General features: G+C 74.9%; 20 protein-coding genes and 4 tRNA genes. 3 read left to right on the top strand and 21 right to left on the bottom strand.

All coding sequences use genetic code 11. The features are described 5' to 3' along the window. Positions 1-147: 147 nt before the first annotated feature. The 10 genes from BUE45_RS19415 to BUE45_RS19370 all read right to left on the bottom strand — a co-directional run bounded on the left by BUE45_RS19415 (position 148) and on the right by BUE45_RS19370 (position 12858). Positions 148-1443: a cytochrome P450 family protein gene (locus BUE45_RS19415; RefSeq protein WP_245833354.1), complete on the bottom strand. Its 1296-nt coding sequence runs from the start codon at positions 1441-1443 to the stop codon at positions 148-150. Positions 1444-1707: 264 nt separating this feature from the next. Beyond that, complete coding sequence (locus BUE45_RS19410) at positions 1708-3927, bottom strand: heavy metal translocating P-type ATPase (protein WP_073380781.1); 2220 nt, start codon at positions 3925-3927, stop codon at positions 1708-1710. After that, the gene (locus tag BUE45_RS19405) at positions 3924-4118 is read right to left on the bottom strand and encodes a hypothetical protein (protein ID WP_073380780.1); all 195 of its coding nucleotides are present in this window, start codon (positions 4116-4118) and stop codon (positions 3924-3926) included. Before BUE45_RS19405 ends, BUE45_RS19410 begins: the two co-directional genes overlap by 4 nt. A gap of 1 nt (position 4119) precedes the next feature. Further along, a complete protein-coding gene (locus BUE45_RS19400; protein WP_073380779.1) occupies positions 4120-4335 on the bottom strand; it encodes a heavy-metal-associated domain-containing protein in 216 nt (71 codons plus the stop codon). A gap of 198 nt (positions 4336-4533) precedes the next feature. Further along, positions 4534-5133: a GNAT family N-acetyltransferase gene (locus BUE45_RS19395; RefSeq protein WP_073380778.1), complete on the bottom strand. Its 600-nt coding sequence runs from the start codon at positions 5131-5133 to the stop codon at positions 4534-4536. A gap of 197 nt (positions 5134-5330) precedes the next feature. Then, positions 5331-5612, bottom strand: a complete 282-nt coding sequence (locus BUE45_RS19390) for a GNAT family N-acetyltransferase (protein WP_073380777.1) — start codon at positions 5610-5612, stop codon at positions 5331-5333. A gap of 242 nt (positions 5613-5854) precedes the next feature. After that, positions 5855-6607, bottom strand: coding sequence for a respiratory nitrate reductase subunit gamma (gene narI, locus BUE45_RS19385; RefSeq protein WP_073380776.1), 753 nt, complete (start codon positions 6605-6607; stop codon positions 5855-5857). Next, a complete protein-coding gene (gene narJ / locus BUE45_RS19380) occupies positions 6604-7443 on the bottom strand; it encodes a nitrate reductase molybdenum cofactor assembly chaperone (RefSeq protein WP_084737517.1) in 840 nt (279 codons plus the stop codon). Before narJ ends, narI begins: the two co-directional genes overlap by 4 nt. A gap of 10 nt (positions 7444-7453) precedes the next feature. Continuing rightward, positions 7454-9184: a nitrate reductase subunit beta gene (gene narH, locus BUE45_RS19375; RefSeq protein ID WP_073380775.1), complete on the bottom strand. Its 1731-nt coding sequence runs from the start codon at positions 9182-9184 to the stop codon at positions 7454-7456. Continuing rightward, positions 9181-12858 carry a nitrate reductase subunit alpha gene (locus tag BUE45_RS19370; protein WP_073380774.1) on the bottom strand — a complete coding sequence of 1226 codons (3678 nt, stop codon included), beginning with the start codon at positions 12856-12858 and terminating at the stop codon, positions 9181-9183. The genes narH and BUE45_RS19370 overlap by 4 nt, the downstream gene beginning before the upstream one ends. Before the next feature lie 164 nt (positions 12859-13022). On the opposite strand from BUE45_RS19370, the gene BUE45_RS19365 reads away from it, so the two are divergent. Next, positions 13023-14222: an MFS transporter gene (locus tag BUE45_RS19365; RefSeq protein ID WP_073380773.1), complete on the top strand. Its 1200-nt coding sequence runs from the start codon at positions 13023-13025 to the stop codon at positions 14220-14222. A 99-nt stretch (positions 14223-14321) separates the two neighbouring features. Here the strand turns inward: BUE45_RS19365 and BUE45_RS19360 are convergent, their stop codons facing one another. Together BUE45_RS19360 and BUE45_RS19355 are read right to left on the bottom strand one after the other, a co-directional pair. Next, positions 14322-15044: an rRNA methyltransferase gene (locus BUE45_RS19360; protein WP_073380772.1), complete on the bottom strand. Its 723-nt coding sequence runs from the start codon at positions 15042-15044 to the stop codon at positions 14322-14324. Between the two features lie 60 nt (positions 15045-15104). Continuing rightward, positions 15105-15179, bottom strand: a tRNA-Asp gene (locus tag BUE45_RS19355). A 123-nt stretch (positions 15180-15302) separates the two neighbouring features. Here BUE45_RS19355 and BUE45_RS19350 point away from each other — a divergent pair. Together BUE45_RS19350 and BUE45_RS19345 are read left to right on the top strand one after the other, a co-directional pair. Next, positions 15303-15707, top strand: coding sequence for an RNA-binding S4 domain-containing protein (locus BUE45_RS19350; protein WP_073380771.1), 405 nt, complete (start codon positions 15303-15305; stop codon positions 15705-15707). Positions 15708-15723: 16 nt separating this feature from the next. Then, positions 15724-16395: a phosphotransferase gene (locus BUE45_RS19345; RefSeq protein WP_073380770.1), complete on the top strand. Its 672-nt coding sequence runs from the start codon at positions 15724-15726 to the stop codon at positions 16393-16395. Positions 16396-16609: 214 nt separating this feature from the next. Here the strand turns inward: BUE45_RS19345 and BUE45_RS19340 are convergent, their stop codons facing one another. From BUE45_RS19340 to BUE45_RS19300, 9 genes are all read right to left on the bottom strand, one after another. Then, positions 16610-17398: an alpha/beta fold hydrolase gene (locus tag BUE45_RS19340; protein WP_245833353.1), complete on the bottom strand. Its 789-nt coding sequence runs from the start codon at positions 17396-17398 to the stop codon at positions 16610-16612. A 46-nt stretch (positions 17399-17444) separates the two neighbouring features. Further along, the gene (locus BUE45_RS19335; protein ID WP_073380768.1) at positions 17445-18242 is read right to left on the bottom strand and encodes a nucleotidyltransferase domain-containing protein; all 798 of its coding nucleotides are present in this window, start codon (positions 18240-18242) and stop codon (positions 17445-17447) included. A 248-nt stretch (positions 18243-18490) separates the two neighbouring features. After that, entirely contained in the window at positions 18491-19033 is a 543-nt protein-coding gene (locus BUE45_RS19330; RefSeq protein WP_073380767.1) for a hypothetical protein, read from the bottom strand. Positions 19034-19248: 215 nt separating this feature from the next. Continuing rightward, the gene (locus tag BUE45_RS19325) at positions 19249-20010 is read right to left on the bottom strand and encodes a glycosyltransferase family 2 protein (RefSeq protein ID WP_073380766.1); all 762 of its coding nucleotides are present in this window, start codon (positions 20008-20010) and stop codon (positions 19249-19251) included. 3 nt (positions 20011-20013) lie between these two features. Beyond that, positions 20014-20811, bottom strand: coding sequence for a GntR family transcriptional regulator (locus BUE45_RS19320; protein ID WP_073380765.1), 798 nt, complete (start codon positions 20809-20811; stop codon positions 20014-20016). Positions 20812-21283: 472 nt separating this feature from the next. Then, a tRNA-Phe gene (locus tag BUE45_RS19315) sits at positions 21284-21357 on the bottom strand. A gap of 21 nt (positions 21358-21378) precedes the next feature. Continuing rightward, positions 21379-21453 (bottom strand) — tRNA-Asp (locus BUE45_RS19310). A gap of 84 nt (positions 21454-21537) precedes the next feature. Continuing rightward, positions 21538-21610 (bottom strand) — tRNA-Glu (locus BUE45_RS19305). Between the two features lie 106 nt (positions 21611-21716). Next, positions 21717-23249 (bottom strand): metallophosphoesterase family protein, encoded by a 1533-nt coding sequence (locus BUE45_RS19300; RefSeq protein ID WP_073380764.1) that lies wholly within the window; start codon positions 23247-23249, stop codon positions 21717-21719. Positions 23250-23284 lie beyond the last annotated feature (35 nt).

Here is a 23284-nt window from a genome sequence, read left to right as displayed (position 1 = left end):
GACGATCCCGGACCGGCGCCCCCGTGGGGGCCGGGTCCGGGGGGACGGGCTTTCGGGCGTGTCAGCCCAGGAGCACCGGCAGGGCCCTCCCGCACCCCGGCGCCCCGCCGCCCCCGGCGGCCGGCGCGCGGTCCGGCGGCCGGCGGGTCACGGCCGGCGCAGCAGCCGCCGCAGGAGGCCGGAGCGCGGGGGAGCCCCGCCCCCTGCGGGCCCGGTGCCGGGAGGCCCGGCGGGTGCGGCGGTGGGCGCGGCGGGCCGCTGCGGGGTGAAGCGGACCGGCAGGGACACCGGCGCCCAGGACAGGGTCGCCAGCCGCCAGCGCAGCCGCTCCGCGGGTACCGCGGGCACCGGGTCGGGCAGCCTCTGGAGGAGCCGGCGGACGGCGACGGTGGTGATCGCGGTCGCCTCGTCGCGGGCCGGGCAGCGGTGGGGCCCGGCGCCCCACGCCACGTGGGCGCGGTTGGCGCGGTCGGCGCCGTCGGCCACCCGCTCGGGGTTCTCCTTCTGGAAGAAGTGGTTGGCGGCGGCACAGGCGAGCAGGACGGGCGACCCGGCCTCGATGACACGTCCCCGGTCCAGGGGGACGTCGACGCGCGGGTACAGGGCCGGGTAGTTGAGGATCGGCGGGTCGCGCCACAGCACCCGCTCCACCAGGTCGTCCAGGGCCGCCGGGGAGGGGCCGCCGGGCACGTGCCACCGGGACGGGTCGGCCAGCACGGCGCGCAGGACGGAGTCGATGAGGGCGGCGGTGGGCTCGTTCGCGGCGGAGGCGACCAGGAGGAGCTGCGTGACGACCTCGTCGTCCGAGAGCCGCGCGCGGTGCCGGATCAGGCGGCTGGCCAGGTCGTCGCCGGGCGCGCGGTGCTTGGCGTCCACGACCTCCGACAGCACCCGCTCGGCCTCCGCGCCGGAGCGCTCGGCGTCCCGGCCCGCCCACAGGCCGCGCACGGCGGCCGCGAACCGCGCCCCCTGATCCCCCTCCATGCCGAACAGGTCGTTCATCACCAGCGGCGGGAGCATCCGCGCGTACTCTTCGAGCAGGTCGGCCTCGCCGCGGGCGCAGAAACCGTCGATGAGCAGGTCCGCGGCGCGGGTGGTGACGGCGGCCAGGCGCGCCGCGGTGACCGCACCCAGGGCGTCGGTGATCGCCCGGCGCAGCCGCCGGTGCTCGACCCCGTCGACGAACAGGGCGCCGGCGCGGGGGGCCGTCATCGGCGCCAGGGGGGCGCCGGGCCCGACCCGGCCCCGCGCGGAGTCCCGCCACAGGCGGGAGTCGTGGGTGAAGACGGTGGTGTCGCGCGACCAGGAGATCAGCGTCGCGTAGTCGGTCACCAGCCAGCCGTGCACCCCGGGCGCGAGCTCGACGGGGACCACCGGCCCGTGCTCGGCGCGCATCCGCGCGTAGGCGCCGTACGGGTCGGGGTGCGGCTCGCTCTGGTACATCCGGGCGTGGGGGCATCCTGAAGACACGGTGACCTCGGGTGGTGGGGTGACACTGCCGGGGCACGGCGACCCCGGACGTACCCGGACCGGGATCCCTGCGGGATGTGCGGGCTCACAGTAGCGCCGGGCCCGCACCCGCGCGAGGGCGCGGGGCCCCGCCGCCCGGCAGCGGCGCCCCCCGCTCCCGCGGTGACCTGGAGCGACCGCCGGCGCGGCCGGACCCGGCCACGGCGGCGCGGCGGCCGCCCCCGCCGCCGCGCGCCCTCACCGGCCGAAGCGGTGCAGCCGCTGGCTGTTGACCACCACGAACGCGCTGGACACCGCCATGGCGGCACCGGCCAGCATGGGGTTGAGCAGCCCGGCGGCGGCCAGCGGGATGGCGGCCGTGTTGTAGGCGAAGGCCCAGAACAGGTTGCCCTTGATGACGGCCAGGGTCCGGCGCGAGAGCCGGACCGCGTCGGCGGCGACCCGCAGGTCGCCGCGGACCAGGGTGAGGTCGGAGGCCTCGATGGCCGCGTCGGTGCCGGTGCCCAGGGACAGCCCCAGGTCGGCGCGGGCCAGCGCGGCGGCGTCGTTGACCCCGTCTCCGACCATGGCCACGGCGCGGCCCCGGGCCTGGAGCCCGCCGATCACCTCCGCCTTGTCCTCGGGCAGGACCTCGGCGACGACCTCGGTGATCCCGACCTCGTCGGCGACGGCGCGGGCCACCGTCTCGTTGTCCCCCGTGAGCAGGATCGGGGTGAGGCCCAGCTCCCGGAAGGAGCGGACGGCCTCGGCGCTGGTGGGCTTGACGGTGTCGGAGACCGCCAGCACGCCCCGGGCGCGGCCGTCCCAGCCGACGGCGACGGCGGTGCGGCCCAGGTTCCGGGCCTCCTTCATCGCCTGGGAGAGGTCCTCGCCCAGCGGCTGGGACCACTCCTCCAGGAGGGCGGGGCGACCGACCAGGACGGCGCGGCCCTCGACGGTCCCCCGTACGCCCAGGCCCTCGACGTTGGCGAAGTCCCCGGGCGCCGGCAGCGCGCCGCGGGCGGCGGCCCCGGCGGCGACCGCCTTGGCGACGGGGTGCTCGGAGGCGTTCTCCAGGGCCCCGGCCAGCCGCAGCACCTCGGCCTCGTCCTCGCCCTCGGCGGCGACGACCTCCACCAGCGCCATGGTGCCGGTGGTGACGGTGCCGGTCTTGTCCAGGACGACGGTGTCGATGCGGCGGGTGCTCTCCAGGACCTCGGGGCCCTTGATGAGGATGCCCATCCGGGCGCCGCGCCCGGTGCCGGCCATGAGGGCCATCGGCGTGGCCAGGCCCAGGGCGCAGGGGCAGGCGATGATGAGGACGGCGACCGCGGCGGTGAAGGCGGCGCCAGCGGGCCCGCCGGTGCCGAGCCAGAAGCCCAGGGTGCCGGCGGAGACCAGGATGGCGACGGGGACGAAGACGCCCGAGACCCGGTCGGCCAGGCGCTGCACCTGCGCCTTGCCGGTCTGGGCGTCCTCGACCAGGCGGGCCATCTGCGCCAGCCGGGTGTCGGAGCCGACCCGGGTGGCCCGGACGACGAGGCGTCCGCCCGCGTTGACGGTGGCTCCCACGACGGCGTCGCCGGGGGCCACCTCCACGGGCACGGACTCGCCGGTGAGCATGCTCGTGTCGACGGCGGAGGTGCCGGCCTCGACGATGCCGTCGGTGGCGATCTTCTCGCCGGGGCGGACCACGAACCGGTCGCCCGCGGCGAGGTCGTCGACGGGGACGAAGACCTCGCGGTCGCCGCGCAGCACGGCGACCTCCTTGGCCCCCAGCTCCATGAGGGAGCGCAGCGCCGCTCCGGCGCGGCGCTTGGAGCGGGCCTCGAAGTACTTGCCGAGGAGGATGAAGGAGGTGACCCCGGCGGCGACCTCCAGGTAGATGTTGGCGGAGCCGTCGGTGCGGGCGATGGTGAACTCGAAGGCGTGCGTCATCCCCGGCTCCCCCGCGGTGCCCAGGAACAGGGCGTACAGGGACCACAGGAACGCGGCGGACACGCCGAGGGAGACGAGGGTGTCCATGGTGGCCGCGCCCAGCCGCAGGTTCTTCCACGCGGCGGTGTGGAAGGGCAGCGCCCCCCACACGACGACCGGGGCGGCCAGGACCAGCGAGGCCCACTGCCAGTGGGTGAACTGCAGGGCCGGGACCATCGCCATGGCGATGACCGGGACCGACAGCACGAGCGAGACGACGGCGCGGTCGCGCAGCGGGCGGGCGGGGTCCCGCTGCTCGGCGCCGGGCTCCGGTTCGGCGCGCGGCGGCCGGGGGACGGCGGCGGTGTACCCCGCCTTCTCGACCTGGGCGATGAGGTCCCCGACCGCCACGGGCGGGCCCTCGAACGAGACCCTGGCCTTCTCGGTGGCGAAGTTCACCGTGGCGGTGACGCCGTCCATCCTGTTGAGGCGCTTCTCGACGCGGTTGGCGCAGGCGGCGCAGGTCATGCCGCCGATGGCGAGTTCGACGGGGGCGCTCATCCCTCGTGCCCCCCTTCTCCTTCGTGTCCTGCTCCGTCGTCGGCGGGGCGCGCGCCTCCGCCGGTGGTCTCCTCCACGTGGTCCTGTTGCCGGGGAAGGACGGGGCCGACCCAGGAGCCGACCCCGAACATCGCCGTGAACACGACCACGAGGCCGAGGGCGTAGAGCCCGAGCTTCGCGGCCACTCCCATCTCAGTCACGCACCTCGTATCCGGCCTCGTCGATGGCGGCGCGCACCGCGGCGTCGTCCACGGCGCCCTCGCCGGTCACGGTCACCTTCTTGGCGCCCAGGTCCACCTGGACCCCGGAGACGCCCGCGACGGCGCCCACCTCCCGGGTGACGGAGTCGACGCAGTGGGCGCAGCTCATGCCTTCGACGGTGTAAACAGCGGTGGTCGTGGTGGCCATTTCGCCTCCTGTAGTGACGTGCGACTGTTCCAGCACGACCGACTATACCCCCTGGGGGTATGACCCCGTCAAGCGCCGCCGCGCCTGGTCGGGGCGCCGCACTCGGCAGGTTACCCCAGGGGGGTACCCGGAGAAGGCGGGCCCGCACGAAAAAGCGCGGGGGCCCAGGCCCCCGCGCGGGTGTTCTCCGACGCGGCCCTACTCCTGCTTCAGCTCCAGCCGGGCCACGACCCGCTCGCTGGAGTGGTGGTCGGCCAGGGTGAACCCGGCCCGGCGGAACATCTCGACGGTCCCCGCGTACACCTCGGCGCTGGGCGCGCGGCCCCCCGCCGTGTCCACGGGGTAGGCCTCCAGCACCCGCGCCCCCTGCGCCCGCGCGTACTCGATCGCGCCGTCCAGCAGACGGCCGCCCATACCGCGGCGGCGGCGCCGCGGCGGCAGCCAGAAGCACACCAGGGACCACACCCCGGGCTCATCGGGGTCGGCCGGGCGCAGGGTCCTGGACCGGGAGAGCCGGATGTAGTCGCCGCGGGGCGCCACCGACACCCAGCCGCACGGGCCCTCCTCGTCGTAGGCGAGCAGGCCCGGCACCCGGCCGTCGAGGGTGAGCCGGCGCAGCTCCCGCTTGTTGTCCGCGCCCCGCTGGGCCCGCTCGCACGTCGTGCTCTCCGTGTAGTCCTTGGCCCGCCTGCGGAAGAAGGTGCACCAGCAGTGCCCGTAGGCTCCGGTCGGCCCGAACAGGTTCTCCAGGTCGTCCCACCGCTCGGCGGTGGCGGGCTCGATGGAGACGATGGACATGGGGGGCTCCCTCTCGAACACAATGACCGCCACTGTGACCCAGAACACTAGCGGTGATTCGCCGTGACCGAAAGAACACAGATGCAATCACATAGTCGCTTTCTCGATGAAAGTCACGAAAACGACCGTGTGTCCCCCGCGCCCCGGTGTCCATGGAGACGTCCCCGCCGCGGCCCCCGCGGGGCGGGCGGACCCGCTCACTGCACGAGGTCGGCGTACTCCCCGTTCTTGGCGATGTACGCCCGCGCGTAGGGGCAGACCGGCATCACCTTGAGGCCCTTGGCCCGGACGTCGTCCAGCGACCGGCGCATGAGCTCGGCGGCCACCCCCCGCCCCTGGTGCACGGGGTCCACCTCCACGTGCGGAAGGGCCAGCACCCCGTCCTCCAGCCGGTGGTAGGCCGAGAAGCCGACCACCTTCCCATCGACGCTGACCTCGTACCGCGAGCGGTCCGGCACGTCGGCGACCGTCAGGTCCATGGCTCTCCCTCACTCCCGTGCGCCCGGTGCGCACACCTCACCAATGCCCACTTTCCCACCCAGGCCCCCCGCCCACACCCCGGGGCGGGCACCACCGTCCGCGGACCGGTCCGCACCGCCGCCCGGCCGCCGCTCCGGAGCGCACCCGGCGCGGCGGCACCGCGGCGCGCCGCACACGCGGCGGGGCCGGGGCCGCTCCCACGGCCCCGGCCCCGCCGGTCGTGCTCCCCGTCAGGCCGCGGTCACCAGCCGCGGCGGCCGGCGCGCTCGGCCCGCCCCGCGCCGCCGGCGTGCGCGTCCCGGGTCCGGTACAGCACGTACGGCCGGAACAGGTAGCCCACCGGAGCGCTGAACATGTGCACCAGCCGGGTGAACGGCAGCAGCGCGAACAGCGCGAGCCCCATGAGCGCGTGAACGCGGTAGGGGACCTCCGCGGCCGCCATCGCCGCGACGTCCGGGCTCAGGATCCAGAGCGACCGGAACCACGGCGACACCGTCTCGCGGTAGTCCTGGGAGTGCCCGCCCGCGACCTCCACCCCGGCGAAGTACACCGTCATGCCCAGGCCGGTGAGGATCGCCAGCACCAGCACCAGGTACATGGCCTTGTCGTTGGCCGTGGTGGCGCTGAACACCGGCCCGCTGGTGCGGCGGCGCCACACCAGCAGCGCGATCCCGGCGAGCGTGCACACCCCCGCGACCAGCCCCAGGGACAGCGCGGTGACGTGGTACAGGGTGTCGGAGACCCCCAGCGCCCGCGTCCACGCCTCGGGGACGAGCAGGCCGACCGCGTGGCCGACGACCACCACCAGCACCCCGAAGTGGAACAGCGGGCTGCCGATGCGCAGCAGCCGCGACTCGTACAGCTCCGAGGAGCGGGTGGTCCACCCGAACCGGTCGTAGCGGTACCGCCAGAGCAGTCCGCCGACCACGACCACGAGCACGATGTAGGGCAGGATCCCCCACAGGAACAGGTCGGCACCGCCGTGGTCCCTCACCGGGCCCCGCCCTCCCCGTCCTCCTCCGAGCGGACCTGCCGCTCGCCGGCCCGGGCCGCGCGCGGGCGCGGCACCCGGCCGCAGCCGCAGGCCCCCGGACCGTGGCCGTGGCCGTCCGGCTCCGCCATGGGCAGCGTGGTGCGCACCCCGTAGGGCTCCAGGCCGACGTCCTCCGCGGGCGGCCCCTGGCGGACCAGGTGCTCCACCGCGTCCCGGTCGGCCGCGCGCGGCGGCGGCAGGGTCTGGCGGACCGCGTCGACCACCCGGGCGTAGGGGGTCCCGTACTCCTCCAGGGCGACCGAGAGCAGGTCGAGCCCGGAGCGGAACCGCAGCAGCAGGTCCTCCCCCTGGTCGGCGTCGCCGCGCGCGGCGAACTCCAGCACCACCGCGAGGTGGTCGGGCAGCTCACCGGCGGCGACCTCCCAGCCCGCGGCCCGGTAGACCGCCTTGATCTCGGCCAGCGAGTGGCCGCGCCGCCTGGTGTCGCCGTCGGTGTAGTAGGTCATGTGCAGCGCACGCCTGCGGCGCAGGTCGAACACGTCGACGTAGTGCGTGCACAGCTCCATCTCGGGTGTGGCGCAGGCGTAGTCGCAGAACTCCTGGAGCGCCGCGCGCACGGTCCCCCGGGGCAGTTCGGCGACCGCCCGGGCCACCAGCGGCAGCCGCTCGAAGAACGCCTGGTCGGGGTAGCCGAGCAGGACGGACGCCGCCTGGTGGGTGACCGCCCTGCGGTGTGCGCGGCGGGCGGAGCGGCCGGCTCCGAGCCAGCCGGTCCGCGCCCGTCCCGCGGCCGGGGTGGTCCCCTCCGTCCCGGCCGCGTCGGTGGTGGTGCTCATCGCAACTCCCTCACACGGGGCGGCTCGGGCCGCCTCCGCCGTCGGTGTCGTGGTCGCCCCCGCGGGGCGGGAAGAGCCCTGCGGGCCGGCCGTTCCCGTCCCAGTTGAGGAGGTTGACCCGGCCCCTCCCGGCCGCGGGCTCCTCACCGGACTGCCGGTCGCGCAGGGCGTGGAAGGTCTCGACCGAGGCCGCGTCGGGGCGGCCCGAGGCCTCGCCGAACGGCACTCCCCCCATGCCGCCCATGCCGGGGCCGCCCTCGAAGTCGAGGCTGCACCCGATCTCGTCGATGACCCCGCGGTCGGAGTCGTCGACGCCGTAGGCGGTGGGGATGACGTAGCGCTCGTCGTACTTGGCCAGGGCGAGCAGGCGGTACATGTCCTCGATGTCGCGCCCGGTCATGCCCACCCCCTCGGCGATGGACCCGTCGCGCTCCTGGCCGAGGTTGATCCGGCGCATGTGGGAGCGCATGGCGGCGAGGCGGCGCAGCACCAGCCGCACCGGCTCCGTGTCGCCCGCCGTGAACAGCTCGGCCAGGTACTCCACCGGGATGCGCAGCGCGTCGATGGCGCCGAACAGGTTCCCGGCGTCCTCGCCGTCGTGGCCGGTGGAGGTGAGCGTGTCCACCACCGGCGACAGCGGCGGGACGTACCAGACCATCGGCAGGGTGCGGTACTCCGGGTGCAGCGGCAGCGCCACCCGGAACCGCTTGGCCAGCGCGTACACCGGGGACCGGGACGCCGACTCCACCCACCGGTCGGGGATGCCGTCGCGGCGGGCGGCGGCGCGCACCGCCGGGTCGTCCGGGTCCAGGAACACGTCCAGCTGGGCGCGGTAGAGCTCCCGCTCGTCCTCCACCGCCGCGGCCTCGCCCACCCGGTCGGCGTCGTAGAGCACGACCCCCAGGTAGCGCAGCCGCCCCACGCAGGTCTCCGAGCACACCGTCGGCATGCCCACCTCGACCCGCGGGTAGCAGAACGTGCACTTCTCGGCCTTGCCGGTCTTGTGGTTGAAGTAGATCTTCTTGTACGGGCACCCGGTGACGCACATGCGCCAGCCCCGGCAGCGGTCCTGGTCCACCAGGACGATGCCGTCCTCGGCCCGCTTGTACAGCGCGCCGCTGGGGCAGGTGGCCACGCAGGACGGGTTGAGGCAGTGCTCGCAGATGCGCGGCAGGTAGAACATGAAGGTCTCCTCGAAGGAGAACCTCACCTTGTCGCCGAGCTTCTTCACGACGGGGTCGTGCCGGGCCAGCTCCGGGCCGCCCCCGAGGTCGTCGTCCCAGTTGGCGCTCCAGGTGACCTGCATGGGCTCGCCGGTGAGCGCCGAGCGCGGCGAGGCGACGGGGAAGTCGTCGCCCAGCGGCGCGTTGAGGAGCGTGTCGTAGTCGTAGGTCCAGGGCTCGTAGTAGTCGTGGATGGACGGCATCACCGGGTTGGCGAAGATGGTCGCCAGCCGCTTGAGCCTGCCGCCCGCCCGCGGCACGAGGCGCCCCCGGGGCGTGCGGACCCAGCCACCCCGCCACCTCTCCTGGTCCTGGTAGGTGCGCGGGTACCCCTGCCCGGGCCGGGTCTCGACGTTGTTGAACCAGGCGTACTCCACACCGCTGCGGTTGGTCCACGCCTGCTTGCAGGTGACCGAGCAGGTGTGGCAGCCGATGCACTTGTCGAGGTTCATGACCATGGCGACCTGCGCCATGACCCGCCCCACGGGCCGGCCGCCCGTCCGCTCCCCGGTGGTCATCGGTAGCGCACCTCCGTCGTCCTCTTGCGCACGACGGTGACCTCGTCGCGCTGGTTTCCGGTCGGACCCAGGTAGTTGAAGGCGTAGGTGAGCTGCGCGTACCCGCCGATGAGGTGGGTGGGCTTGACCAGCAGGCGGGTGAGCGAGTTGTGGATGCCGCCGCGGCGCCCGGTCGTCTCGGTCCTGGGCACGTCGATGGTCCGCTCCTGGGCGTGGTGCATGTACACCGTCCCGGTGGGCATGCGGTGCGAGACCACCAGGCGGGCGGCGACCACCCCGTTGCGGTTGACCGCCTCCACCCAGTCGTTGTCGGAGGCGCCGATGGCCTCGGCGTCGGCGGTGCTCATCCAGATGGTGGGGCCGCCCCGGGACAGGGTCTGCATGAGCAGGTTGTCCTGGTACTCGGAGTGGATGGACCACTTGGAGTGCGGGGTCAGGTAGCGCACGACCACCTCGCGGTGCCCGGTGGGGCCGATCCGCGGCTCGCCGAACAGCCGGGAGATGTCCAGCGGCGGCCGGTACACCGGCAGGGCCTCGCCGAACTCGTGCATCCAGTCGTGGTCGAGGTAGAAGTGCTGGCGCCCGGTGAGGGTGTGCCAGGGCTTGTCGTGCTCCAGGTTGATGGTGAAGGGCGAGTACCGGCGGTCGGCCGACTCCTTGCCCGACCACTCGGGGCTGGTGCCCACCGGTGTCGGCCCGGTGCGGGCGTCGGAGAACACCACGCGCCGCTCCGCGGCGTGCGCGATCAGCTCCCCCATGTCGGTGCCGGTGCGCTCGGCGAGCCGCTCGAAGCCCTGCGCGGCCAGTCGGCCGTTGCTGGTCCCCGACAGGGCGAGGATCATCTCGCACGCCTTGACGTCGGTGTCCAGGGCCGGGCGGCCGTCGGCGACCCCGCCGCGCACCGCGCCGTTGCGCTCGCGCAGCCACTCCACCTCCCGGTCGGGGGTGAAGGACACCCCCTTGACCGGCAGCCCCCTGGACTCGGCGAGCGGTCCCAGCGCCGCCATCTTCTGGGCGGTCGCCGAGTAGTTGCGGCGCACCGCGACGATGGCGGGCATGGTGCTCCCGGGGACGGGGCGCTCGCCGTCGGCCTTCCAGTCCGGGGCCACCCCGCGCGGCTGGGCCATCTCCCCGGCCGTGTCGTGCTGGTGCGGGACCGCGACCAGGTCGGTGACCTCGCCCAGGTGCTCGGCGGCCAGCGTGCTGAACGCCCGGGCCAGCGCCTGGAAGGCCGCGAAGTCGGTGCGGGCCTCCCAGGGCGGGTCGATCGCCGGGTTGAACGCGTGCACGAAGGGGTGCATGTCCGTGGTGGACAGGTCGTGCTTCTCGTACCAGGTGGCGGCCGGGAGCACGATGTCGGACAGCAGCGTGGTGCTGGTCATCCGGAAGTCCATGGACAGCAGCAGGTCGAGCTTGCCCTCGGGGATCCCGTCCCGCCAGGCCACGTCGGCGGGCCGGTCCCCGGGGCCCGCGGGCTCGGCCCGGAGGTTGGAGTGGGTGCCCAGCAGGTGCTTGAGGAAGTACTCGTTGCCCTTGGCCGAGGACCCGAACAGGTTGGACCGCCAGACGGTGAGGGTGCGCGGCCAGTTCGCCGGGTCGTCGGGGTCCTCCGCGGCGAACCGCAGGGTGCCCGCGGCCAGCAGGTCCGCCACGTACTCCGCCGGGTCCGCCCCGAGTTCGGCCGCCTCCCGGCCCAGCTCGACGGGGTTGCGGTCGAACGTGGGGAAGGACGGCATCCAGCCCATCCGCGCCGAGGCCGCCACCAGGTCCGCGGTGTGGCGTCCGCGCACCCTGCCCGGCCCCAGCGGGGAGGCCAGGGCGTCGGCCCGGTAGGTGTCGTAGCGCCACTGGTCGGTGTGCGTGTACCAGTACGCGGTCCCGGCCATGAACCGGGGCGGGCGCGACCAGTCCGCGCCGGAGGCGTAGGTCGCCCACCCCGTGGCGGTGCGGCACTTCTCCTGGCCCACGTAGTGCGCCCACCCGCCGCCGTTGACCCCCTGGCAGCCGGTGAGCAGCAGCAGCGCCAGGAAGGCGCGGTAGGCGTTCTCCCCGTGGAACCACTGGTTGGTGCCCGCGCCCAGGATGATCATGGCGCGCCCGCCGCTGGCCTCGGCGGTCTCGGCGAACTCGCGGGCGATCCGCACGGCCTTCTCGCCCGGGACGCCGGTCAGCTCGGCCTGCCAGGCCGGGGTGCACGGCTGGGAGGGGTCGTCGTAGCCGGTGGGCCAGGTGCCCGGCAGCCCCCGCCGGCCCACCCCGTACTGGGCCAGGACCAGGTCGAACACGGTGGTGACCAGGCGCCCGCCCACCCGGCGGACCGGTACGCCCCGGGTGAGGACGCCCCCCTCCCCGGTGGGGGTGTCGAACCGGGGCAGGGAGACCTCGACCGCCTCGGCGCCCTCCCCGTGGAACGTCAGCTCCGGGACCCGGCCCTCCAGGCGCAGGTTCCACTTGCCGACGCCGTCGTCGCCCCACCGGTGCCCGAGCGTGCCGTTGGGCGCGTAGGGCCCGTCCTCCCCCCGCGGCCACAGGACCGGCTTCCAGTCGGCGTTGGCGACGCCCTCCGCACCCGGCAGGTCGGCGGCGGTGAGGAACTTGCCCGGCACCCGGCGCCCGTCCCTCTCCTCGATCTCCACCAGGAACGGCAGGTCGGTGTAGGTGCGGGCGTAGGACAGGAACCGGTCGACGGGGGCGTCGACGAACCGCTCCCGGAGGATGACGTGGCCCATCGCCATGGCCAGGGCGCCGTCGGTCCCCGGGTGGGGGGCCAGCCACTCGTCCGCGAACTTGGTGGCGTCGCTGTAGTCGGGGGAGACCACCACGACCTTCTGCCCCCGGTAGCGGGCCTCCGCCATCCAGTGGGCGTCGGGCGTGCGGGTGACCGGGACGTTGGAGCCCCAGAGCATGAGGTAGGCGGCGTCCCACCAGTCGCCGGACTCGGGGACGTCGGTCTGGTCGCCGAACACCTGCGGGGACGCCACCGGCAGGTCGGCGTACCAGTCGTAGAACGACAGCATGGAGCCGCCGATCAGGTTGACGAACCGGGCGCCCGCACCGTGGGAGACCATCGACATCGCGGGGATCGGCGAGAAGCCCGCGATCCGGTCCGGGCCGTAGCGCTTGATCGTCAGCACGTGCGAGGCCGCCGCGATCTCCAGGGCCTCCTCCCAGGTGGTGCGCACCAGGCCGCCCTTTCCGCGGGCCCGGTGGTAGCGGCGGCGCTTCTCGGGATCGGTGGTGATCTCCTCCCAGGCCGCGACCGGGTCGCCCAGGCGGCCCTTCGCCTCCCGGTACATCTCGGCGAGCACCCCGCGCACGTAGGGGTAGCGGACACGGGTCGGCGAATACGTGTACCAGGAGAAGGCGGCGCCGCGCGGGCATCCCCGGGGCTCGTATTCGGGACGGTCCGGCCCCACCGACGGATAATCGGTCGCCTGGGTCTCCCAGGTGATGATCCCGTCTTTTACATAAACATCCCAAGAACAGGAACCGGTGCAGTTGACCCCGTGCGTGGAGCGCACGACGCGGTCGTGGCTCCAGCGGTCCCGGTAGAACACATCACCTTCGCGACCACCCTTTCTGACCTGCGCACGGTCTCCGTCGAGGGACTCCGATCCGGTCAGGTAGGTGCCGAGGCGGAGCAGCGCGTCGCCCGCTTTGCCATTTGTCGACATGAAGATGACACCCCGTTCAACAGGCCACTTCCCACGCCCACCACATTCCGTTAATGAATATGCCTGTTCGGCGCGGAAAGTCACGTTTCCCACACCGGCGCAGGCGACAATCACGGCAGATCCATTCGTATCGCCGGGACCGGCGCCGAGGAGAAGGAGCCGCCATGCGAGCGGAAGTCGGGCGACGGGCGACGCGCCCGGGCACGGCGGGCGGGAACCTCGCCCTGGCCACGGCGGCGTTCACCCTGACCTTCTGGGCGTGGAACCTCATCGCGCCGCTGTCCAAGACCTACTCCGAGGACCTGGGGCTGTCGCCGACGCAGACGTCGCTCCTGGTGGCCTTCCCCGTCCTGGTGGGCTCCCTGGGGCGCATCCCCGTCGGGGCGCTCACCGACCGGTACGGCGGCCGGGTGCTGTTCACGGCGATCTGCTTCGTCAGCATCGCCCCGGTGCTCCTGGTCGGCCTGTCCGGCGGGTCCTTCGGGATGCTGCTGCTGTGGGGCTTCTTCCTGGGGGTGGCCGGCACCTCCTTCGCGGTCGGCATCCCGTTCGTCAACGCCTGGTACACGGCGGACCGGCGCGGGTTCGCGACGGGCGTGTTCGGCGCGGGCATGGGCGGCACGGCGCTCTCGGCGTTCCTCACCCCGCGGCTGGTCGACGCGGTGGGCCTGTTCACCACCCACCTGCTGATGTGCGCGGCGCTCGCGGCGATGGGCCTGGTCATGTGGTCCTTCTGCCGCAACGCGCCCGGGTGGTCCCCGCGCACCGGCCCCGCGCTGCCGCGCATGCGCGAGGCGCTGCGCCTCAAGGCCACCTGGCAGGCGTCGCTGCTGTACGCGGTGGCCTTCGGCGGGTTCGTGGCCTTCTCCACGTACCTGCCGACGCTGCTCACGCTCTCCTACGACTACCTCCAGTCGGACGCGGGCATGCGCACCGCCGGGTTCGCCGTGGCGGCGGTGGCGGCGCGGCCGGTCGGCGGCATCCTGTCGGACCGGATCGGGCCGGTCAGGGTATGCCTGGTCTCGTTCTTCGGCACCGCGGCGTGCGCCGTCGTCCTGGCGCTGCACCCGCCCGCGGAGTTCCCGGCCGGCGCGGCGTTCGTGCTCATCGCGATCACGCTGGGCCTGGGCACCGGCGGCGTTTTCGCCCTGGTCGCCAAGCTGGTCGAGCCCTCCCGCGTGGGCACCGTGACCGGCCTGGTGGGCGCGGCCGGCGGGCTGGGCGGGTACTTCCCGCCCCTGGTCATGGGCGTGATCTACCAGGCGACGGGCGGCTACGCCATCGGGTTCGTGCTGCTGGCGCTGGTGGCGCTGGCGGTCGGCCTGTACGCCTCCCGGGCGTTCGGGCGCGCCGCCGCGGACTGAGGGCCGGGGCGGGGTCCCGGCCCGTTCCGGCCCGCGCGCCCCGGGACGGGGCGCCGCAACCCGCCCGGGCGACCGCCGGGCCGCACACCGCACCGGGCCTCAGGCCACGTCCCGGGCCCGCACCAGCACCGCCGACCGCACACCCACCTTGACCCGCTCCAGCGCGCGCACGCCCTCGGGCAGGGCGATGCGGCGCGCGCGGGCCGCCACCACGATGACGGCCCCGGGAGGCAGGACCCGGCCCAGGGCGGCGAGCAGCCCGCCCACCGGGTCCGCCTCGGGGGCCGCACCGGACCACCGGGTCATCTCGCCGTAGGGGACGTCGGTGACGACCAGGTCGGCGGCCACCGGCTCCACCGCGGAGAACACGTCGGCGACCGCCGCCTCGTGGGGCAGGTCGCCCCCGTCCCGGGCCAGGCCCCGGGCCAGCGCCCGGGCGTCGCGCGCCCGCTCCACGAACGCGGGCCGGCCGAAGTCGCGGGCCGACCGGCGCAGCTCCTCCTCGCGTTCGGCCAAGCCCTCGGCGGTCAGCAGCCGCAGGTTGCGCCCGGCCAGCTCCACCGCGTCGGGGTCGACGTCGGTGGCACGGACGGAGGCGATCCGCTCGCGGTGCAGCAGCCCCAGAACGGCGGCCAGGTAGCCGCTCCCGCAGCAGGGGTCCCACAGCCGGACCCGCGTGTCCCCCACGTGGACCGCCGCGCGCTGGAACAGCTCGCTGGCCAGCCGCACCGGGAACCCCGGGAACCCCGGCGCCGACCGGAGGACGTGTCCACTCGCCAGCACCGAGCCGTCGGCGCGGTCCACCGCGTACCGGTACGTCATCGTGCCCCTCCCCGGACAACGGCGAAGGCCCGGCGTCCTGGGACACCGGGCCTTCATGTGCGGTCCTGACGGGATTTGAACCCGCGGCCTCCACCTTGACAGGGTGGCGAGCACTCCTAACTGCTCCACAGGACCTCGTTGCAAGAACAACTCTAGCGCGACTCCGGAGTACTTCGTACCGCAGCCCCATAAAGTGACTCGGGACGCTCCGAACGTCCCGGCCGTCCCGGTCCCGCCCGATCCAGAGGAGTCCCGCGCGTGAGCGACGCAGCACCCCTTCCGTCCGGTCCCGACAGCACCCGGGTCGACCGCTGGCTGTGGGCCGTACGCCTCACCAAGACCCGCGCCGACGCGGCCCAGGCCTGCCGGGGCGGCCACGTGCGGGTCAACGACCGCCCGGCCAAGGCCGCCTCCACCGTCAAGGCGGGCGACGAGGTCCGGCTCCGGCTGCACGGCACCACGCGGATCGTGGAGGTGGGCCACGTGCTGGAGAAGCGGGTGGGCGCCCCCATCGCGGTCCGCTGCTACGTGGACAACACCCCCGAGGCGCCGCCCCAGGCCGCGCTCCCGGTGATGCGCCGCGACCGGGGCGCGGGGCGCCCCACCAAGAGGGACCGCCGCGTGCTGGACCGCCTGCGCAGCGACCCTCCCCCGGCCCCCTGAACCGCGAAGGCGACGTATGACCCCCCAGACCCCCCTGGCGTCCGGCCGCGACGCCGACGTCTTCGCCCTGGACGGCGACCGCGTGCTGCGCCGCAACCGCGACGGGCGCTCCCCGGCGGCCGAGGCCGCGGTGATGGCGCACGTGACCGGGCACGGGTTCCCGGCCCCGCGCGTGCACGCGGTGGACGGCGCCGACCTGGTCATGGACCGCCTGCACGGGCCCACCCTGCTGGGCGCGATGCTGACGGGCGGCGTGGACGCCGCCGAGGCGGGCCGGGTGACGGCCGGCCTCCAGGACCGGCTGCACGCCCTGCCCGCGCCCGGCGGGGGCGCCCTGCTCCACCTGGACCTGCACCCGGACAACATCGTGATGACCGCGGCGGGGCCGGTCCTCATCGACTGGACCAACGCGCGGGAGGGCGAGGCCGACCTCGACGTGGCCATGACGGCGCTGATCCTGGCGCAGGTCTCGCTGGCCGGGGTGTTCCCGCCGCCGGTGCCCGCCCTGGCCGCGGCGGGGCTGGACGGCTTCCTCGCGCACACCGGCGGCGACCCGGTGCGGCTGCTGGACGGGGCGGTGGGGCTGCGGGCCGGCGACCCCAACCTGGCCCCGCAGGAGGAGGCGGTGCTGGCCGGCGCCGCGGACAGGGTCCGGGAGCGGGCCGCGGCGGTGCCGCCGGCGGACTGACCGCGGGCGGGGGCCCGGGACGGGCGTCCGCGGCCGGGGTGGAGCCGGCTCCGTCGCGGCCGGGCGCGGCCCGGCACGGATGCGGCCACCGCGACCGGGCCGGGGCCCCCTCCCGTCGCGCACGGCACCGCACGCACCCTCCCCGCGGGTCCGGGCCCCGAGGGGGCCCGGCACCGCTCCGGACAGGGGTCCGGCCGCAGGCCGGCGCCCCGCCTCAGCCCAGCGGGTGGGCGGCGAGGAAGTCGAGGACCTCGCGGGTGGCCTTGGACTCGTCCTCGTGCAGGTAGCCGTGGCGCATGCCGGGCAGCACGAGCAGGCGGGCGTCCGGGATGCGCTCGGCCAGCAGGGCGGCGTTGCCGACCGGCGTCAGCGCGTCGTCCTCGCCGTGCACCACGAGCGTCGGCGCCTGGATGTCCGGCAGCAGGTCCCAGCCGTCGTGGCCGGAGCTGGCGCCGAAGTGCAGGCGCTGGGCGCGCAGCGGTCCGCGCGGCAGGACGCGTGCGACGGTGTCGGGGTGCGCCCGCGCCCATTCCGGCGTGTAGAACAGCGGGCCGATCTTCCCGGGGCCCGCCGCGGTGCCCGCCTGGCGCAGGGCCAGGGTGGACTCGCGCGGGCGCTCCACCTCGTGGGGCCCGCCCGGGGCGGTCGCGCCCAGGACCAGGGCGCCCACGCGCTCGGGGGCGGTCGACGCCATCCGCTGGGCGACCTTGCCGCCCATCGAGAACCCGTAGACGTGGGCGCGTCCGACGCCCAGGGCGTCCAGCACCGCCAGGGCGTCGTCGACGAACAGGTCCAGGGTGTACGGGGAGCCGAGCGGGGCGTCGCTGCCGCCGGTGCCCCGGAAGTCCGTCCGCACCACCCGGTGCCGCTCGGCCAGGGCGGCGTGCGGCCCGTCCCACATCCCGTGGTCGAGCGCCTGGCCGTTGAAGAGCAGGAGGGGGTCGCCCTCGCCGAGGACGTCGTACCAGATGCGGGTTCCGTCGGAAGCGGTCACGTGGCTCACGGATCCGGACACTACCCGAAGGCGCGCCCGCCGTCCGTGGCCCCGGTCACCGCGGCGCCTTGACCCCGTGGACGCGGCGGTACTCCGCGGCCACGCGCGGCGCCAGGCCGTCGGTGACCATGCGCAGCAGTCCGGGGTCGGGCACCGGGTCCAGCGCCGCGGCGGCGGTGCGCCGCAGGTCGTCCGCCCACTCCGGGTGGTAGCGGCCGACGATGCGCGCCGACCGCTCCAGGTCGCTGGTCCAGCCGCCCCAGGCGGGCATGACCAGGGTGAACGCGCTGCGCACGGTCTTGCGGGCGGCCCGGCGCACCAGCGCACGCACCTCCTCGCCGCGGTCGGCCGCCGCCCGCCAGCGCTCGGGGAACAGGTACAGGTCGCCGTTGGTCTCCCGGGCCAGCAGGGAGGTGGGGCGGTAGGCGGGGAGCCGGTCGGCGAGGTCGGAGCCCAGCAGCGGGGTGCACAGGCAGGCGGTGAAGAACCCGCCGTCGTGGGGGTCGGCGAGGATCGCCGCGGCGTCCTCCACCAGGACCCCCACCCCGTCGACCTGTCCGAAGGCGCCGTCCAGGGCGGTCTCCAGACGCCGGACCGCCTCCCGCCCGGCGTCGGTGGCCGGCTCGCGCAGCACCACCATCAGATCCAGGTCGGAGCGGCCCGGCCGGGCCGCGCCCCGGGGGACGCTGCCGTACAGGTAGGCGCCGTGCAGGGCGTCCCCGAAGAGCGCGGAGACCCGCTCCCGGGCCGCGGCGACCACCGGTGCGAACACCGGGTCCACCCGGTGGAGCGAGCCCTCGCGTGCGATGGTCCCGTCGGGGTTCAGTCCCCGGTCCGCGCCGTCCCCGTCCATGGCGACCAGCCTGCCGCAGCGGCCCCGGTCCGGGCAACGGGATCGCACCGGCCCGCCCGGGAAACGCCGGCGGGCTCCCCGGGGCTCCGAGCTCTCACCGCGTGACCTGCGGTGCGAAAGCGCGTTCGGGGGACTCCCCCGACGCCTCAGGCCCCGTGACGGGTCCAACGGTGCGAAAGCACACCCCGGTGGACTCCCCCCGATGCTTCGGGCCCTCGCCCCCCGCCGACGGCGCCAGCGCCGGGCCGCTAACCGTCCCCCTTGCCGTACTGCGCCGCGGCCAGGACCAGCACACAGGCGGCGACCGCCGTGAAGACCCCGGGACCGGCGGAGACCGGGGCCTCCTCCAGTGCCTGCGGCCAGGAGAGGAGGAACAGCAGCGGCCCCGGGACCGCGGCCACCTGCGCGGCGAGCAGCGCGGGACCACGCAGCGCGACCGCCGCCCACACGGCCAGGCCCGCCGCGACCGCCAGGGCCAGGAATCCCAGTACCAGACCCCAGCGCCCCTCGACGAGGGCCTGCCACCACAGCTCCCAGCCCGTGGCGAAGGCCCGGGGCTCGCCGATGGCGGCCTCGCCGCCGTTCGTGAACCGGAACCCGCGGGTCTCGGTGAACCGCCGCAGCCACGGCAGTGCCGGGGCCAGGAACAGCACGGTCGCCGCGGCCACCAGCCCCAGGGACGCCGTCCGGCCCCGGTCGGCCCGCGCCCGCTCCTCGAAGACCCGCACCTCCAGCCTGCGCAGCCGCTCCCGCAGCCCGTCGATCTCGTCGTAGGCCGACCTCTCACCCATCCCGGTCTCCTTCCGCAGGCGGCTCGAAGGAAGAGACTCCCGGGCGCACCGTCCGGTTCCCGCCCCGGGAACACGGGAGGCCCCGCCACGGCGGGGCGGGGCCCGTGCGGGGTGCACCGGGGCCGGACCGGCGGTCCGCGGTGCGTCGGTGCCCCGCACGGCCGGTCCGATTCGCGCCCTCCCCGCGCACCCCGCGTCCGGCGGCGCGTACCGGCCTACCCGGCGGCGTCCCCGCGGTACGTCCACCCGGTCGCGGCGAGCGCCCGTGCCCGGTCGCGGACCACGCCCATCCGCGCGGCGCGCTCGACGCCGTCCCCATGGGCGGCCGCGGCCGTCACCTGGCCGGGCCACTTGCGGTAGAGCAGCCCGGGACGGGCGGTGAACCAGCCGCGGCTGACCGCGTCCAGGGCCAGGAGGAGTCCCGTGTCCTCGGAGGCCGGCAGCGCCATCCACCCGCCGAGGGCCAAAAGCAGGTCCCGGCGCACGCACAGGGTGGCCGGGTGGACCTGCGCGAGGAAGCCGTGCGCGCTCCAGTGTTCCAGCACGGTGCCGCGTTCGATCGGCCCCTCCCCGGGGTCTCCGTCGAAGCCGACGGTCGTGCCGTCCGGCAGGAGGTCGAGGGCCCGCGAGGTGCTCCACCCGACCGTCCCGTCCCCGGTGAGGGCCGCGATGTCGCGTGCGAGGGCCCCCGGGGTCAGCAGGTCGTCCGCGTCCAGGACCTTGACCAGCTCGCCCCGCGCCCGGGAGAGCCCCAGGGTCCGTGCCATCCCGGCCCGCCCGGCGCGCCCCTGCCCGAAGCTCAAGCGCCCGTCCTCGGGCAGGTGCGGCCGGACCCCGTCGGTCTCCCCGTCCTCCTGGACGACCCACTGCCAGTCCCAGCCGTCGGGCAGCACCTGCTCCGCGAGGGACCGGTGCGCCTCGGGCAGGTACCGCGCCCCGGGGGCGTGGACGGCGGTGACGACGGTGATCAGGGGCATCGGCTACCAGCGCTCCAACGGGGTCGTGAAGACCGCTTCGGCGCGGTCCCCGGGAAGGATGATCTCGGACCAGTCGGCGACGCGCCCACGGAGGTCGATCGAGGCCTTGTGCACCACCATGACCGCGGCGCCCGGGCCCAGCCCGAGTTCGTCCGCCTCCTCCGCGGTCGGCGGGCGGGCCGTGACCCGCTCCTCGACGCGGTCCAGTTCGATGCCCACCGTGTGCAGCTGGCTCTGCGTGCCGCCGGGCCAGGGCTCCTTCGCCTCGTCGAACAGGTCGGGGTTGCCCTCGACGAGTTCCGCCACCAGGTAGGAGCGCACCAGGCTGAACGGGTCCCGCTCGTCCCGGTGGCGGGTCCGGTAGAGGCGCTCCACCAGTTCGGCCCCCTCGGGGACGCCGAGGGCGCGCGCGAGCACGGCGTCGGCCCGCACACGCCGGTAGGCGGCGCTGAACACGAGGTCGTCGACCTCCAGGCCCGTCTCGCGCTCGGTGGCGCCGGTGGACAGCCGCTCGTCCAGTCCCGCCCGGACCCGGTCCTTCTCCCACTGGTGCCGGTCGTCGGAACGGCGGACCGGTCGCCGGGGCGCCCGCACGACGTCCCCGCGCCCGCCGGGCCCGTCCTCGACCAGCCCCTCGGCCCGCAGGAGGCCGAGGGCCCGCCGGACCGCGGACGGATCCCCGTCGCGACCGCCGCCCGCCCCGGTCTGCGCGGGCAGCGGGTCCCCCGGCGCCAGTTCCCCGTCCCGGATCCGCCGCCGCAGCTCCTCCGCGACGCGCTCGTACACCTCACCCGTGGCCATCCGCCGATCACCGTCCTCCCCCTGGGCACTCTCCCCCCGTACCCCGGGCGGCGCAGGAGCCCGGCAAGACCCCGGTGATGGTTTCACCAAGTACCCGGGACCGTCCGCTTCCGCGCCCCGGCACACGCCGGGCACGCGGGGCACGTCGGCCGCCCTCACCCGCCGCGCGCGCGGCCACGGGAACAGGCCCTGAGAGACGCCGAGGCGGCCTCTCCGCCCGCCGAGCACACCTACGGGCTCCGGGGGCGGACGCACACCCGCGTGTCCACACTGCTCAACGCGGGCGTCTCGAAAACGCTCGTGTCCCACCCGGCGGGGCACGGCGTTGGCCGTGGGATCCACACGCACACGGCGCCGGAGGGCGGGCCGCGGGCAGCATCGGAAGCGCTCGGATGAACCGGCCGCTGTCGTTGGTGCACGAAAAACGCCCGGAGCCTGTCGGCTTCCGGGCGTTCGTGCTGCTCAGTGTGAGTGGCTAGGGGCGGGGTCGAACCGCCGACCTTCCGCTTTTCAGGCGGACGCTCGTACCAACTGAGCTACCTAGCCGTACCGCCGTTTCGGCGAGTGCGGTCCTGACGGGATTTGAACCCGCGGCCTCCACCTTGACAGGGTGGCGAGCACTCCTAACTGCTCCACAGGACCTTGCTCCGGGCGCCTTCCGGGTCTCCCCGGTCCGCGTCCGCGGTTCCATTCTGCCAGACATCCGACAGTGGTCGAACCGCCTCGTACCCCCAACGGGATTCGAACCCGCGCTACCGCCTTGAAAGGGCGGCGTCCTAGGCCGCTAGACGATGGGGGCCCGTGTGACACGTCCAGCATAGGGGAGATTCCCACCAACACCAAAGCGATTTGACCATCCCGGGGAAAGCGCCCGGACCTGCGGTGATACCGCGGGCACGGCCGGTTCAGCGGTCGGCGCCGTCGTCCTCGGACTCCTCGTCACCGGCCGGTCCGGGCTCGCCCACCGGGCGGTCGGGGTCGGCCTCGATGTGGCGTTCGACCTGCGCGGACGTCAGGCCCAGACCGCCCAGGTCGATGTCGTCGCGGGCCTGGAGGCGGCCGGTCTCGGCGTCGAAGTACAGGACCGAGGCCTGGTAGGGGGTGGGCCGGCCCCGGCCGTGATCAAGGCCACGCAGCCCCGCGCCGCCGGTGGAGCCCTGGCCCAGGAACCGGGTGCCCAGGTCGGTGAGCCGCGTGGAGCGCAGGTGGTCGCCGCCGGTGAGGACCAGGGGGACGACGCCGTCGAACGCCGCCGCCTGCGTCTCCGTGTGCAGGAGGGCGAGGTCGACCTCCTCCCGGCCCCCGATCACCTCCGCGGCCTGCTCCTCGCCGAGCGCGGCGACCCCCTCGGCGGTCGGGTTGAGCCGGGTGGCGTCGGGCGTGTACCGGGGGTCCCCCGCGCCGTACAGGGTGAGTCCGCCCACCTCGCGGACCTCCCCGTCCAGCACCACCGCGTTGGCCTGGGCCTCCACCGCGCGCTGGGTGCCCATGGAGTCGTGCTGCCCGCGCACCCACACGTAGGGGACGTCGAGCTTGGAGATCTCGTCGGCGAAGACGTCCTCGGCGGCGCTGCCGCGGTCGGTGAGGTCGCCCGAGTCCACGACGACGTCGACGGCGTACTGCTCCAGCAGGGTACGGATGATGCTCCAGGACGCCGGGTTGAGCTGGATGTCGGACACGTGCAGCACGCGGATGACGGACTCGTCCTCCTCGTACACCGGCAGGCCCGAGGTCGCCTCGTAGATCATCGCGACGTTGCCGACCAGCCCGGCGAGCTGCTCCTGGTACTCGTTGAACCGGCCCACCACCTCCTCGGCGCTGCCGACCACCTGGGGGGCACCCGCGATGAGCCCGGTGTAGCGGGGCTCGGCGATGGCGCTCGGGTTGAAGGTCATGCCGGCGGCGGCTCCGGACCCGGCCAGGACGGCGAGGCAGACCCCGGACCCGGCCAGGGCCCGCCACACGCTGCGGAACAGCAGCAGGCCCATGAGGGCGGCGCCGACGGCGGCGGCGAGCACCGACCGCACGACCAGGGCGATGACGCCCTCGCGCAGGTCGGAGCCGATCCCGGCGGCCATCCGGTTGATGGCGTCGGGGTCGGCGAACATCTCCTGGGCGGCCGAGAGCCGGATGTCGGAGATCGTCGCCTCCAGCCGCAGCGGCGCGCTGTGGGTCTCGAAGGCGAGCTGTCCCAGGGGCGCCACGTTGACGACGGTCTCGCCGCGCCACTGGGGGCTGAGGCTCAGCGTCACGTCGGCGGGGCCGATGGGGGTGACCACCTGCCCGGCCAGCGCCAGGCCGAGCCATCCCCCGACCAGACCCGCGACGACGACGCAGGCCCAGCGCCAGGCTCTGCCGGCGCGTATCCGGACCAGGCTCTCGCGGAACCGGCGGAGGGCCCCGCGGAGGTCGTACGTGCGGATCGCTTCCCAAGACAACACCCCCCCATCATGCCGGTGACGGGGACCGTTCC

It is taken from the genome of Nocardiopsis flavescens (assembly GCF_900141985.1).
GTDB classification, from domain to species: Bacteria; Actinomycetota; Actinomycetes; order Streptosporangiales; family Streptosporangiaceae; genus Nocardiopsis; species Nocardiopsis flavescens.
Note: the sequence above shows the minus strand (reverse complement) of the source record. Positions and strands in the feature narration are given on the sequence as shown.